The sequence below is a fragment of the Methylocystis sp. JAN1 genome, assembly GCF_052186135.1.
Classification (GTDB): Bacteria; Pseudomonadota; Alphaproteobacteria; order Rhizobiales; family Beijerinckiaceae; genus Methylocystis.
The window spans coordinates 1,795,956-1,807,500 of the sequence record NZ_CP181499.1 but is presented as its reverse complement, the minus strand read 5'-3'; the positions used below and the strand labels follow the sequence as shown (position 1 = coordinate 1,807,500).

Genomic DNA, 11,545 nt, shown 5'->3' with positions numbered 1-11,545 from the left:
CCGCGGCCTATACGGCGCTCGACCAGCAGACGCGCTTCGCCGAGGCCCCGCAGCGCGCGCAGGCGCCGCGCCAGATCGAGGCCGAGGGAAATGTCGTCAACCCCAAAAAGGGAGACCGCCTCATGCGCGCGGTCGACGTCGTCGCCGCCAAGCAGACGTTCCGCGCCGCGACGACGTCAAAGTCAGGCGAGAAGGAAGTGGTCCGCACCCGCGCCTTCACCCATGTCGCCGCGACGCTGACGCTCGCGCCGACGAGTTTCGCCAATGAGGTGCCGCCCTTCAATCCGCTCAAGCTGGTGAGCGATCCGCGCGCGCCGGAAAACAGCGGCGAATCGGACATCGCGCTCGACGAGGCGGAAGTCTCCTTTGTGACCAAGGACCTTTCCTCGCTCGACATACAGGCGCAAAGCGCCCAGCTTTCCTTCGACGAAGCGCAGGCGCAGGTGCTCGAGCAGGTGAAGAGCTCACTCGCGGCCGGCCCCAAGGCGTCGACTCTCCCCCTGCCCGGCCAGATGCTGCTGTCCCGAACGAGCCGAGCCGCGGCGATGGATCCCCAGGCTCTGGCTTACGCGACGCCCGGCACGTCGCTCACAGCGCCGTTTTCGTCGATCGAAGTGCGCATGGTCCCCGAAAACGTGACCATCGCGCCGCGCGACACGCCGCAGCCGACGCAGATGGAGGAAAAGCTCGCCGTCGCGCGCCATGGCGAGGGGCTTGAAGACATTCTCGCCGCCAATGGCGTGCCCAAATCCCGCATCGCCGCCGTCGCGGCCGCCTATAGAGGCAAGCGCGAGCCGGTGCGCGAAGGCCAGCGCATCAAGCTGCTCTTCGCCGACTTCGACGGCTCCGGCAAAAACATGCAGCTTGCGCGCATGTCGGTGTACAACGACGAAGAGGTTGAATCGATCGTCGCGGCGACGGACAGAGGCGCATTCGTGCAGGCGCCAACGGCTCAGACGGCGGCTTCCCGGCGGTCGCCGAAGCGCGTCCAGCAGATCGACGACTTTGCGGCCGATGGCGAGGACGACGATTCCGGCGCCATGCGGCTCTATGATTCGCTCTACGAGACCGCGCTGAAGCAGCAGATTCCGAAGCCCATCGCCAACGAGCTCGTGCGCGTCTTCGCCAACGACGTCGACCTGCAACGCGGCGTCTCGGGCGGCGATTCTCTCGATGTTTTCTACGACGAACCGGAAGACGGCTCGGGGCCGGGCCGCGACTCGCTTCTCTACGCGTCGCTCACGACGCGCAACGAGACCTATCGCTACTATCGTTTTCAAACGCCGGACGACGGCCTTGTCGACTATTACGACGAGAACGGCCGCTCCAGCCGCAAGTTTCTCGTGCGGAAGCCGATCTCCATCGGCGAGACGCGTTCGGGCTTTGGCTACCGCCGGCACCCGATCCTCGGCTATTACAAAATGCATACGGGCGTCGACTGGGCGGCGCCCATCGGCACGCCCATTCTCGCTGCGGGCAACGGCACGGTCATCATGGCGGAATGGCACGGCGGCTACGGCCGACGCGTCGAGGTCCAGCACGCCAACGGTTATATCACGACATACAACCATATGTCCGGCTTCGCGCGCGGCATTGCGGAAGGCGTGCGCGTCAAGCAGGGGCAAATCGTGGGTTTCCTCGGCTCGACAGGCCTTTCGACCGGCCCGCATCTTCACTACGAAGTCATGGTCAACGGTCATTTCGTCGACCCCATGCGCGTGAAGCTGGCGCGCACGCGTGAAATCGAAGGCCGCATGTTGATGGAGTTCAAGAAGGAGCGCGACCGGATCGACACGCTGATGGCGAAGGCGCCGAACAGCAGCAAGGTGGCGCGCGCTCCGGCGGGCGCGACCCCGACAGCGAGCCGCTAACAATCTACGCGGCGTCGCGCCTGGCGGCCCGCGTCATCGCGAGATGAAACGCCCGCGCGACGGCTTCGATCGACTGCATGGTTTCGCGCTTCAACTGAGCCCGCGGCAGCTCGACTCCGAACTCGCGCTCCAGCGCGAGAAGCACGCGCACGGCCGAATAGGGCGTCAGTCCAAGCTTGTAGAGATCGGCGCTGGGCGTGAGATCCAAAGCCGGAACGGCGAGCCGCGCCTCCTGCTCGATGGCGCGCTGAATGACGGCGAACATTTTTTCTTCCCCGGTCGAGCTTGAATTTTCCTACGCGGCCAGACGCATCCCGACGGTCGGCGCCGGCGCGGGTTTGGCGGCCTGAATGGCCGTCACAATCGCGGCGATCGACGCCGCGGTCTCGCGCTTCAGCATCTCGCGCGGCAGCTCGACCTTGAAGGCCCGCTCGATCGCGACCAGCAGGCGGATGGCGCCGAAGGACGTCAGGCCCAGGGCGTACAAATCGGCGCGCGGGGTCAAATCGGTCGCGGGGATAGTGAGATCGACCTCCCGGTCGATGATGGTCTGGATGGCGCTGAACATTTTCTTCTCCGTGCCGCTCTTGAATTCCGATGGCTGGAATGTAGCGGCGCGGGGTTTGAGTCGCTGTGCGGGCGCGCACGCGAAGAGCGTCCCTCTCCCCCTTGTGGGCTACCGGCATGCACGCATTTCGAAAGTCGCCAACGCCGCCATGGACGGGCTTGCCCTGGCTCGTCCCGGCCATGACCGCCTCCTGGAGGTGTGTGGCTCCCCTAGCCATCTTGCGAGGAGGGACAGGGAGGGGTCGCCGCTGCCCTCAAAATCCCAGGCGCCGCCGAATCTCCGCAGCGCTCACGCCCGCATCGCGCAAGGCGCGCAGCGTCTCTGAGCCCCGGCTTTTCGCCAGCTTCTCCCCGCCCTCGTCCCGCACCAGTCCGTGATGCCGATAGCGCGGCTCGGGCAAATCCAGGAGCCGCTGCAAGAGGCGATGAAGGCTCGTAGCGTGAAACAGATCTCGTCCCCGCACGACGTTTGTAACGCCCTGCAGGGCGTCGTCGACGGTCACCGCGACGTGATAGCTCGCGGGCGTGTCCTTGCGTGCGAGGACGACGTCGCCCCATTGCGACGGGTCGGCGGGAATGACTGCGAATTCGGCGCGCTCGCCGGAAGAACGATATTCCCGCCAGCTCAGCCCCGCCCCCGCCATCGCCGCCGCCTTCGCCATGTCGAGTCGCAGCGCGACTCCACCCTGAGCCAGCACGTCCCGCGCCTCGCGGCGGGGCTTCATGCGGCACATCCCCGGATAGAGCGGCGCCCCGTCCGGGTCGCGGGGCCAATCGGGTTGGGCGGCGGCGAAACGGGCGACGTCCGAGCGCCTGCAATCGCAGGCGTAAAGAAGGCCCATCTCGTCGAGCCGCTCCAGCGCGCGGGCGTAATCGTCGAAATGCTCGGACTGGCGGCGCACAGGCGCCTCCCAGTCGAGTCCCAGCCAGGCGAGATCTTCGTAAACCGCCGCTTCGAATTCCGGCCGCGCGCGGCCCAGGTCGATGTCCTCGATGCGCAGGAGAAAGCGCCCGTCGCATCGACGCGCGAGTTCGAAATTCAGCAGCGCGGAATAAGCGTGGCCGAGATGGAGATGGCCGTTGGGCGACGGCGCGAAGCGGAAGACCCTGTGTTTTGGGAAAGCCATGGCTGACGGATCCTCAGACGCATTCCGCCGTCAAGCACAAGCCGAATCTCGCAAAATCTCGCCGGCGCGTGGACGGCGGGCCGCGCTTGCATCAATATGTCGCAATCGAACTGCGGTTTTGCCGCGATCGGATTGCGCCATGCCAGATTTTGAATCCCTCGTCGACAATATCTATGAAGCCGCCGCCGACCCCGATTGCTGGCCGCGGATCATGCATGACATCGGCAAGGTCGCGGACGCCGCCGGCGGCGCCATCATCGCCCGGAGGGCCGACGCCTGGCTCGGCTGGCGCTGCTCCGGAGCGCTGGAACGCGGCGCCGACGCCTTTTTCGGCGGCGGCGGCCTCGCCCGCAGTCAGGTTCCCGGCCGTCTTCTGGCGTTCAACCGCGCCGGCTTCGTCGCCGATCAGGAAGGGTTCACTGAAGAGGAATACCGCTCGGATCCCGTCATCCAGGAATGGTGCGGGCCGATCGGCATCCATCATTGCACGGCGACGGCGATTCGGATTCCCAATGGCGACCTCGTCGTGTTTCAGGTGAAGCGCCGCAAGGGCGAGCCGCCTTTCGGCCGCGCGGAACTGGCGCGGCTCGACGCGCTGCGTCCGCATCTCGCGCGGGCCGGCCTGCTCGCGGCGCGCTGGCGGCTGGAGCGATTGCGTTCGGCGACCGAGGCGCTCGCCATTCTCGGCGTTCCGGCCGCCATACTCGACGCGGAAGGCAGGGTCCTGGCCGCCAATGGGCTGATCGAGGAATTGACCTCGCATCATGTCTGGATGCCCCGCGACCGCATCGCGCTCGTCGAGCCCGCCGCCGACGCGATGCTGCGACGCGCGATCGCCGATCTCCGCAGTCCCGCTGCGGCCTCGGTCCGCTCCTTCGCCTCAAGAGGCGCCGGAGATCGACCGGTGGTGATGCATCTGGTTCCCGTCACCGGCCATGCGCGAGACCTGTTCGGCGGCGGGCTGGGCGTGCTGGCGGTCACGCCCCTCACGCGGCCGGCCGCGCCGGACGCCGCATTGGTGCAAAGCCTTTTCGACCTGACGCCGACCGAGGCGCGCGTCGCGGGGAGCCTCGCCGAGGGATTGACGCTCGATCAGATCGCCGAGCGCCACAATGTGACGATGAGCACCATTCGCAGCCAGGTCAAATCGGTATTCGCAAAGACGGGCGCGAACAGGCAATCCCAGATCGTCGCCCTGCTTGCGGCGCAGCCGAATTTTCCGCTGCAGCCGGTCGGCGTCCAGCCGCCGTTCTGACGGCCTCATGCTACAGCGGCGACCATGATGAGCTTCGAGTCCATCGTCGATCAAATTTATGAAGCAGCCGCCGATCCGGGTCTGTGGCCGCAGGTCATGCACGATCTCGGTCGGTCGGCGGACGCGGCCGGCGGGATCATCCTTACCCGTCGGGCCGACGCCTGGCTCGGCTGGCGTTATTCCGATGCGATGGCGCCCGGAGCCGAAGCCTATCTTCGGGGGGCCGCAGCAACGCGCAGCCAGTCCACCAGCCGCCTCCTTGCCCTCAACCGTGGGGGCTTTATCGATGCGCTAGAGGCGTTTTCCAACGAAGAAGAATATCTCGCGGATTCGATGATGACCGACTGGGGAACGCGCGCCGGTCTCCATCATGCGGCGGTAACCGCCATCCCCGCGCCAACGGGCGATCTGGTGGTCGTTCAAGTAAATCGGCGCAGAGGCCAGCCTCGCTTCGACTGCGACGACATCTCCCGTCTCGACGCTTTTCGGCCACATCTCGCGCGCGCGGGCCTGCTCGCGGCGCGCTGGCGGCTGGAGCGGCTGCGCGCCGCCGCAGAGGCGCTGGCCCTGATCGGGTTGCCTGCCGCGATTCTCGATGCGCGCGGCAAAGTGCTGGCCGCGAATGCGCTCATTGAAGCGATGGCGTCATATGTAAAATGGCTGCCAAAGGATCGTCTCGCCTTTTTCGATCCCGGCGCCGACGCCCTGCTGCAAGCCGCCATCGCGGATATTTCCCGCCCGGCGGCGAAATCCGTTCGATCGTTTCCCGCGAAAGGGATGGCAGGCGATCCGGTAGTGGCGCATCTTATCCCCGCGACCGGCGAGGCGCGCGATCTTTTCGACGGGGGTTTCGGCGTTCTGGCGCTGACGCCGCTCGCCGCGCCTTCCGCGCCAGGCGCCACGCTTATGCAGGGCCTCTTCGACCTCACTCCCGCCGAAGCGCGCGTGGCGAGCGGCGTCGCAGAAGGGCTCACGCCCGACCAGATCGCCACGCGGCAGAATGTGACGGTGGCGACCATCCGCACCCAAATGAAATCGGTCTTCGCCAAGACGGGATCGAGCCGCCAGCCCCAGCTCGCCGCACTGCTCGCGGCGCAGCCGAGAATTCCGCTCGGGCCGCCGAAAGAAGCCGAATAACGCATCGGCGCGCGGAAAGCCTTTGCGAAAGGCGCGTTTTTCGACTCTATCCTCCATTTGAGGGAAGCAGAATTTTTATTCCGATTTCGGCTGCCTGGGGCCGAAGGGCAGAGGTTTGTTGACGGAAACGGCCTCCTATTCCGACATCGATTACGTGATCGGCTCGTTCTCGAAAACTTTCGCCTCGATCGGAGGTTTTCTCTCGACAAATTGTCTTGCCTCGAAGCGCGCCGTTCAAGGCTTCTCGGGATCATATACTTTCTCGAACTATCTGCTGCCTTCGCAGCTCGGCGCCATCGACGCCGCGCTCGACATCGTCTTCTCCGAGGAAGGCGATGCGCTGCGCGAAAAGCTGTTGGCGAACACGATGTTTCTCCGCAACGCGCTGGCCGAAAACGACGTCGCGACCATCGGGCGGCCTTCGGCAATGACGATCGTATTGACCGGATCGGACGCGGCGGCGAGGCTCGGCTACAAACATCTCCTGGAAAACGGCGTCGTCGTAAACTGCGTCGAATTCCCCGCGGTGCGCCGGGGCGCGGCTCGGTTCCGAATCCAGCTCACGCCTCAGCATGACCCGGATTCGATCGCGCTCATCGCAGATGGCCTGGCCTCGGCGTTGCGCTCGACGAAAGCGCAACTGGCGCCCGTGGATCTCGTTAACGCGGTAACCTGACGCCGATTTACCTTCGGGCGACAGCCCGCTTCCTTTCCACGATCGCCAGCGCCGCCGCGAAAGCCTCATCGCGGTCCAATTCGCTCGTGTCCAGCATCACGGCGTCGGCGGCGGCCTTAAGCGGCGCCGCGCTGCGTCCGCTGTCGCGGGCGTCGCGCTTCTTCACGTCTTCGAGGATCGCGGCGTAGTCGACCGGCTCGCCGCGCGACGCCAATTCCAGCGCGCGCCGTTGCGCGCGGGTTTCGGGCGTCGCCGTGACGAAGATCTTCACGGTCGCGTTCGGGCAGATCACCGTGCCGATATCGCGGCCGTCGAGCACGGCGCCCTCGGGACGCGCGGCGAAGGCGCGCTGCATGTCGATGAGCGCGGCGCGCACCGGCGGCATTGCGGCGACGACCGAGGCCGCCTCGCCCATCTCGCGGGCGCGCAGCCGCGCCTCGTCGAAATCGACCAGCGACAGGCCGCGCGCGGCCTCGACGGCGGCGTCGACGTCGTCCAGCGGCAAGCCTTCGTCGAGCAGGGCGCAGGCCGTCGCCCGATAAAGCAGGCCCGTATCCAAATGCGGCAGGCCGTAATGCTCCGCGAGCCTGCGCGCCAGCGTGCCCTTGCCGGACGCCGCCGGCCCGTCAATGGCGATGACGAAGCTCACGAGAAGCGCGCCCCGAGGCTTTCCATCAGCGGGCGGAAGGACGGGAAGCTTGTCGCAATCATCGTCTCGTCGTCGACCGTCACCTGGTTTTTGGCTGCAAGACCCATCACCAGGAAGCTCATCGCAATTCGATGGTCGAGATGCGTCTCGACCATCCCGCCGCCGGCGACCGCCCCGCCCCGGACGATCAGATCGTCGCCGACGATCTCGCAATCGACGCTATTGGCCTTCAGGCCCGCCGCGATCGCCGCCAGGCGATCCGATTCCTTCACCCGCAACTCCGACAGCCCCCGCATGCGCGTCTCGCCTTTGGCGAAAGCCGCCGCCACGGCGAGGATCGGATATTCGTCGATCATGGACGGCGCGCGCTCCGCGGGCACGTCGACGCCGGTAAGCGCAGAAAAGCGCGCGCGCATGTCGGCGACTTCCTCGCCGCCCTCTTCCCGCTTATTGTCGAGCGCGACGTCGGCTCCCATCTCCTGAAGCGTCATGAGAAGGCCGCTGCGAAGCGGATTGGTCATTACGCCTTCGACCACAATGTCGGAGCCCGGCGCGATGAGCGCGGCGACGAGCGGGAAAGCCGCCGAGGACGGATCGGCCGGCACGCGCACGGGGCGGGCGACGAGTTCGGGCCGGCCCTCCAGCGTGATCTTGCGGCCGTGCGCGCCATAAGGCTCGGTCGAGACCTTGGCGCCGAAATGCGCCAGCATCTTCTCGGTGTGATCGCGCGAGGCCTCGGCCTCGATAACGACGGTGCGTCCGGGCGAGTTGAGGCCGCAGAGCAGCACGGCGGACTTGATCTGAGCCGAAGCGACGGGCGTCTTGTATTCCACCGGCAGCGGCTCGGCAGAACCCTGCAGCACGAGCGGCAGACCGCCGCCCTCGGCCTGCTCCAGCACCTGCGCGCCCTGGAGCGCCAGCGGATCGAGGATGCGCCGCATGGGCCGCTTGCGCAGAGAGGCGTCGCCGTCGAAGCGCGCGACGATGGGGTGGCCGGCGACGACGCCCATCATCAGCCGCGAGCCGGTGCCGGCATTGCCGAAATCGAGCGTCTCGGTGGGCTGCAGCAGCGAACCCAGCCCCGCGCCCCAAACGCTCCAGGAGCCCGGCGCATGGCGTACGACCTTGGCCCCGAGCTGACGCGCGGCCTGAGCGGTGCGCAGAACGTCCTCGCCCTCCAGCAGGCCTTCGATGTTCGTCTCGCCCACGGCCAGCAGGCCGAAGATCATGGAGCGATGCGAGACGGATTTGTCGCCCGGCGGCCGCACGCGGCCCAAGAGCGGGCCCGAACGGACAGCGCTCAGCGGCGCGGCGGGAGCGTGGGTGGCGGCGGTCAAGGCGTGATTCCCTGGCGAATGGCGGCGGTCCTGTCCGCCTTGTCGGCGACTTCTAACCGGGAGGCCACACATTGTCATTCCCGCTAAAGCGGGAATCCAGAGCCCAGGCAGGAAATAACAAGGCGCTTTGGAGCGGGCGAAGGGAATCGAACCCTCGACATACAGCTTGGGAAGCTCGCCCAGGTCGCTGATTCACAAAACCCGCGTTCCTCTATTCGATAGAGGAAACAGGCATGGGCTTCAAGGCGCAGGATTGGCCAGAAAACCGGAAGGTCGGCAAAATTCCAAGCGGGCATTATGATCCGCCCTCCCCGATCAAACTCGCGCGCAACGCGTTTTACTTTGTTCGAGCGCAATGCCACCAGGGGCGGACATGAGCGCGGCCGCCGCCCGTTGGGCGAGAAAGCAGAAGGCCGGCGGCTCGGGCCGCAAGGCCGTGCTGATGATGCTGGCGCACCTTGCCGACAAGAGCGGCGAGCTTCAGGCGAGCGCCGCCGCGATCGGCGCGGCCTGCGAGATGAGCGTCGACGTGGTGAAGGACCATCTCGACCATCTCGCGAAGATCGGGCTCATCGAGCGCGCGGCCTGCTATCGCGAGGATGGTGGGCGTGACGCCAATAAGATTGTCATCCGCCACAAGGCGCGCCGGCGGGCCGCTGCCGTGCCAAAGCCAGTCGAAACGGGCGCCGCCATAGGGCAATGGGGGCGCGCATGACGCAGACGATCTATCGGCCTGCCAGGCGCGCCCAATATACGGTTGTCAGCAACGCGCTGATGAATGACGAGCGGCTCTCGGCGGACGCTTTGGGCGTGCTCGTCTATCTGCTCTCCCGGCCTGACGATTGGGCCATTCATCGCGATCAATTAATGGCCCGCTTCAAGATCGGCCGCGACAAGTTACAGGCGATCTTTCGGGAGCTGAGCGGCTTCGGCTATGCGCGGCTGGAAGCCGTCGCCGTCGCCGAGTCGGGCCAGCTCGCCGGCAAAAGGTGGGTCATTATCGAAGAACCGGAGGCGGAAAACCGACAGCCTGAAAACCCGTCTCTCGGCAGCGCGACTGACGAACGGGTTTCCCGACGGTCGGAAAAACCGACGGTCGGAAAACCCGGCCGTATAATAAATACTGAACTTAGACCTATTACTGAGTCTGAACTAAAGACTGTCTCCCCCAACCCCCAAAACGCGACGCGGGAGGGGGGCGAAGGGCTTTGCGATGAAGGAGCAGCGGCGAGCATAGCCGTGCACCCCGACGCGTGGGAGCGCTTCAAGGCGGCGTGGCCGTGGCAGGACGGGCAGTCGGAAAGCGTCGACGCAGCGCGTCGAGCATTCAATCGGCTAAGCGACGCGGACAGGGAGCTGTGCGTCAAAGGCGCTCAGGCATTCCAACCGCGCCCTGGTAGGGTCTGCGCCGCTGTCTTCATCGCCGAGCGCCATTGGTCCTTCAAGCCGCGTCGATCGTCGGCAGCGGTCAGCGCGCCCTCGCCGAGCGCAAGCGGCTCGAAGGCGCAAAGGCGAGCAGATGGGACGTGGTGGCTCGCTCCCGACTCGCCTCAGCTCCAGAGCTGGCACGAACACGAGCGCAAGACATGCGGCAGGGCGAGGATGGGCTGCACGCGGCCGAGCGAATGGCCGCCCTCTCATCCCTCTCAGCCTGTTGCGGCCCATGCAGCGCATAGAGCATCGGCGTGATTGTGAAACGCAACGAGAGGCATACCCCCATCGAAGACGAGGACCGGCAGGGCGCGACCGGTAGCCTAAGTCACAGAAAAATTCCGCGATATTTTCAAAACAATTTTTTTCTGTGAGACATATGTTATCACAATCGAACCATGTTGAATGCTTGAAGCGTTCGCGCCCGGCGCAAGGGAAGGTGGGAAAGCACCCCGATCGCGTCGAGACGGATAAAGGTTGCAGCGCGAGACCTTTGTCCCTGCTTTCACGGTTTCACGTGGCAACCGTGATCGCGCCGGCCAATCATGCCGGAAAGCGGACGCGCGACGGCGGCGGAACGGGGTGGCCAAGGTCCATCGCCGCTTCTATCCACGTGAGAATCGCGTCACGCACATTCGTCACGGCTTCCTCGGGGATCTCGCCGTCCGACATGCAACCGGGGAGATCGGAACATCTCAACGAAGCCGCCACCGTCCTCTCCGGAAAGCGGATCGACAACGCGCGGGAAATCTGGCGCCGCGCTTGTCAATGCAGGAAGAGTTTCAGCGCGATGGCGGTCAGGAGCGCGAGGGCGAAGCCGAGCATCCATTTCAGCAGGGCGAGCTCGCCCTTTACGCCAGCGATTTCGGTATCGATCTTGGCGAAAAGCCTCAGCTCGGCTTCCCGCAGATCGCCCTTTACGGCCAATTCCTGACTGGTCGCTTCCGCAAAGGCTTCAGCCGCAGCTTTCGCCTGGGCGTGCGTGAAGCCGCCAGACTCAAGCTTTTCGACGAATTTCAGCGTGTCAAAGGCGATCGTGCTCATGGTCAGAAGATAAGGGCGACGCGGGAAACAATCAAACACTTGGCTTTTTCAACCTCACCTCTGGCCCGCCGCCGTTCTCCGCGCGCGCGCGTTGGTGGGCGCGTTCTGCCTTCGCCTCTTCTATTATCCTTTTCGCGGTTGCCTGAGCCGCTAATTTGGCGTCTTCCAGACTGGATGATCCAGACGGAGGCCTCAAGGCCTTTCCAATCCCCGCGGCGCCGCAAATGGGGGCTCCTGCCTCCACACGGCATTTATCCATCATTTCTCTGATGGCGTCCAAAGTAACCCAATCCTTTCCTGCAATCCTCATGATGACGAGCCGGCCTCTTGCCGCCTCACGTCTCAGGCCGGAAACGGTCATGCCGCCCATAGGAAACGCGACCCTGACAGCATCCGCGAGCCGAAGAGGGATATCTGGTCCGATTTCACCATCGGGGTTCTGTCCAAACAT

At 65.4% G+C, this 11,545-nt stretch carries 14 protein-coding genes (1 of these 14 running past the window's edge); 6 read left to right on the top strand and 8 right to left on the bottom strand.

The genetic code is table 11. From position 1 onward, the window contains the following. Positions 1–1,871, top strand: partial view of a peptidoglycan DD-metalloendopeptidase family protein gene (locus tag ACNHKD_RS08490; protein ID WP_442756621.1) — the 3' portion only. 190 nt of this gene lie to the left of the window's left edge; only the last 1,871 of its 2,061 coding nucleotides appear in the window; the start codon falls outside the window, past its left edge; the stop codon is at positions 1,869–1,871. 4 nt (positions 1,872–1,875) lie between these two features. Here ACNHKD_RS08490 and ACNHKD_RS08485 read toward each other — a convergent pair whose 3' ends face one another. The 3 genes from ACNHKD_RS08485 to gluQRS all read right to left on the bottom strand — a co-directional run bounded on the left by ACNHKD_RS08485 (position 1,876) and on the right by gluQRS (position 3,565). Next, positions 1,876–2,136 carry a phosphopantetheine-binding protein gene (locus ACNHKD_RS08485; RefSeq protein WP_442756620.1) on the bottom strand — a complete coding sequence of 87 codons (261 nt, stop codon included), beginning with the start codon at positions 2,134–2,136 and terminating at the stop codon, positions 1,876–1,878. Between the two features lie 30 nt (positions 2,137–2,166). Beyond that, positions 2,167–2,439 (bottom strand): phosphopantetheine-binding protein, encoded by a 273-nt coding sequence (locus tag ACNHKD_RS08480; RefSeq protein WP_442756619.1) that lies wholly within the window; start codon positions 2,437–2,439, stop codon positions 2,167–2,169. Positions 2,440–2,692: 253 nt separating this feature from the next. Further along, positions 2,693–3,565, bottom strand: coding sequence for a tRNA glutamyl-Q(34) synthetase GluQRS (gluQRS, locus tag ACNHKD_RS08475; protein WP_442756618.1), 873 nt, complete (start codon positions 3,563–3,565; stop codon positions 2,693–2,695). Between the two features lie 139 nt (positions 3,566–3,704). Between gluQRS and ACNHKD_RS08470 the strand changes: the two genes are divergently transcribed. The 3 genes from ACNHKD_RS08470 to ACNHKD_RS08460 all read left to right on the top strand — a co-directional run bounded on the left by ACNHKD_RS08470 (position 3,705) and on the right by ACNHKD_RS08460 (position 6,633). Beyond that, the gene (locus ACNHKD_RS08470; RefSeq protein ID WP_442756617.1) at positions 3,705–4,820 is read left to right on the top strand and encodes a helix-turn-helix transcriptional regulator; all 1,116 of its coding nucleotides are present in this window, start codon (positions 3,705–3,707) and stop codon (positions 4,818–4,820) included. A 24-nt stretch (positions 4,821–4,844) separates the two neighbouring features. Next, entirely contained in the window at positions 4,845–5,957 is a 1,113-nt protein-coding gene (locus ACNHKD_RS08465; protein WP_442756616.1) for a helix-turn-helix transcriptional regulator, read from the top strand. A gap of 118 nt (positions 5,958–6,075) precedes the next feature. Further along, positions 6,076–6,633, top strand: coding sequence for an aminotransferase class I/II-fold pyridoxal phosphate-dependent enzyme (locus tag ACNHKD_RS08460; RefSeq protein ID WP_442756615.1), 558 nt, complete (start codon positions 6,076–6,078; stop codon positions 6,631–6,633). Between the two features lie 7 nt (positions 6,634–6,640). On the opposite strand, the gene cmk is transcribed toward ACNHKD_RS08460, so the two are convergent. Both cmk and aroA read right to left on the bottom strand, forming a co-directional pair. After that, the gene (cmk, locus tag ACNHKD_RS08455) at positions 6,641–7,282 is read right to left on the bottom strand and encodes a (d)CMP kinase (protein ID WP_442756614.1); all 642 of its coding nucleotides are present in this window, start codon (positions 7,280–7,282) and stop codon (positions 6,641–6,643) included. After that, positions 7,279–8,619 carry a 3-phosphoshikimate 1-carboxyvinyltransferase gene (aroA, locus tag ACNHKD_RS08450; protein ID WP_442756613.1) on the bottom strand — a complete coding sequence of 447 codons (1,341 nt, stop codon included), beginning with the start codon at positions 8,617–8,619 and terminating at the stop codon, positions 7,279–7,281. The genes cmk and aroA overlap by 4 nt, the downstream gene beginning before the upstream one ends. Before the next feature lie 373 nt (positions 8,620–8,992). Between aroA and ACNHKD_RS08445 the strand changes: the two genes are divergently transcribed. Together ACNHKD_RS08445 and ACNHKD_RS08440 are read left to right on the top strand one after the other, a co-directional pair. Beyond that, positions 8,993–9,334 carry a hypothetical protein gene (locus tag ACNHKD_RS08445; RefSeq protein WP_442756612.1) on the top strand — a complete coding sequence of 114 codons (342 nt, stop codon included), beginning with the start codon at positions 8,993–8,995 and terminating at the stop codon, positions 9,332–9,334. Continuing rightward, positions 9,331–10,308 (top strand): hypothetical protein, encoded by a 978-nt coding sequence (locus ACNHKD_RS08440; protein ID WP_442756611.1) that lies wholly within the window; start codon positions 9,331–9,333, stop codon positions 10,306–10,308. The genes ACNHKD_RS08445 and ACNHKD_RS08440 overlap by 4 nt, the downstream gene beginning before the upstream one ends. Positions 10,309–10,593: 285 nt before the next feature. Here the strand turns inward: ACNHKD_RS08440 and ACNHKD_RS08435 are convergent, their stop codons facing one another. The 3 genes from ACNHKD_RS08435 to ACNHKD_RS08425 all read right to left on the bottom strand — a co-directional run bounded on the left by ACNHKD_RS08435 (position 10,594) and on the right by ACNHKD_RS08425 (position 11,545). Further along, a complete protein-coding gene (locus ACNHKD_RS08435) occupies positions 10,594–10,722 on the bottom strand; it encodes a type II toxin-antitoxin system HicB family antitoxin (protein ID WP_442756871.1) in 129 nt (42 codons plus the stop codon). A 93-nt stretch (positions 10,723–10,815) separates the two neighbouring features. Beyond that, positions 10,816–11,094: a DUF1640 domain-containing protein gene (locus ACNHKD_RS08430; RefSeq protein WP_442756610.1), complete on the bottom strand. Its 279-nt coding sequence runs from the start codon at positions 11,092–11,094 to the stop codon at positions 10,816–10,818. Positions 11,095–11,125: 31 nt separating this feature from the next. Further along, positions 11,126–11,545, bottom strand: a complete 420-nt coding sequence (locus tag ACNHKD_RS08425; protein WP_442756609.1) for an excisionase — start codon at positions 11,543–11,545, stop codon at positions 11,126–11,128.

Bases quoted from the DNA above. Each gene is read 5' to 3' on its own strand.
- ACNHKD_RS08435 (WP_442756871.1), bottom strand. From the start codon at position 10,722: ATGTCGGACGGCGAGATCCCCGAGGAAGCCGTGACGAATGTGCGTGAC.
- ACNHKD_RS08465 (WP_442756616.1), top strand. From the start codon at position 4,845: ATGATGAGCTTCGAGTCCATCGTCGATCAAATTTATGAAGCAGCCGCC.
- ACNHKD_RS08430 (WP_442756610.1), bottom strand. From the start codon at position 11,094: ATGAGCACGATCGCCTTTGACACGCTGAAATTCGTCGAAAAGCTTGAG.
- ACNHKD_RS08425 (WP_442756609.1), bottom strand. From the start codon at position 11,545: ATGTTTGGACAGAACCCCGATGGTGAAATCGGACCAGATATCCCTCTT.
- ACNHKD_RS08440 (WP_442756611.1), top strand. From the start codon at position 9,331: ATGACGCAGACGATCTATCGGCCTGCCAGGCGCGCCCAATATACGGTT.
- ACNHKD_RS08480 (WP_442756619.1), bottom strand. From the start codon at position 2,439: ATGTTCAGCGCCATCCAGACCATCATCGACCGGGAGGTCGATCTCACT.
- ACNHKD_RS08485 (WP_442756620.1), bottom strand. From the start codon at position 2,136: ATGTTCGCCGTCATTCAGCGCGCCATCGAGCAGGAGGCGCGGCTCGCC.
- ACNHKD_RS08470 (WP_442756617.1), top strand. From the start codon at position 3,705: ATGCCAGATTTTGAATCCCTCGTCGACAATATCTATGAAGCCGCCGCC.
- gluQRS (WP_442756618.1), bottom strand. From the start codon at position 3,565: ATGGCTTTCCCAAAACACAGGGTCTTCCGCTTCGCGCCGTCGCCCAAC.
- ACNHKD_RS08445 (WP_442756612.1), top strand. From the start codon at position 8,993: ATGAGCGCGGCCGCCGCCCGTTGGGCGAGAAAGCAGAAGGCCGGCGGC.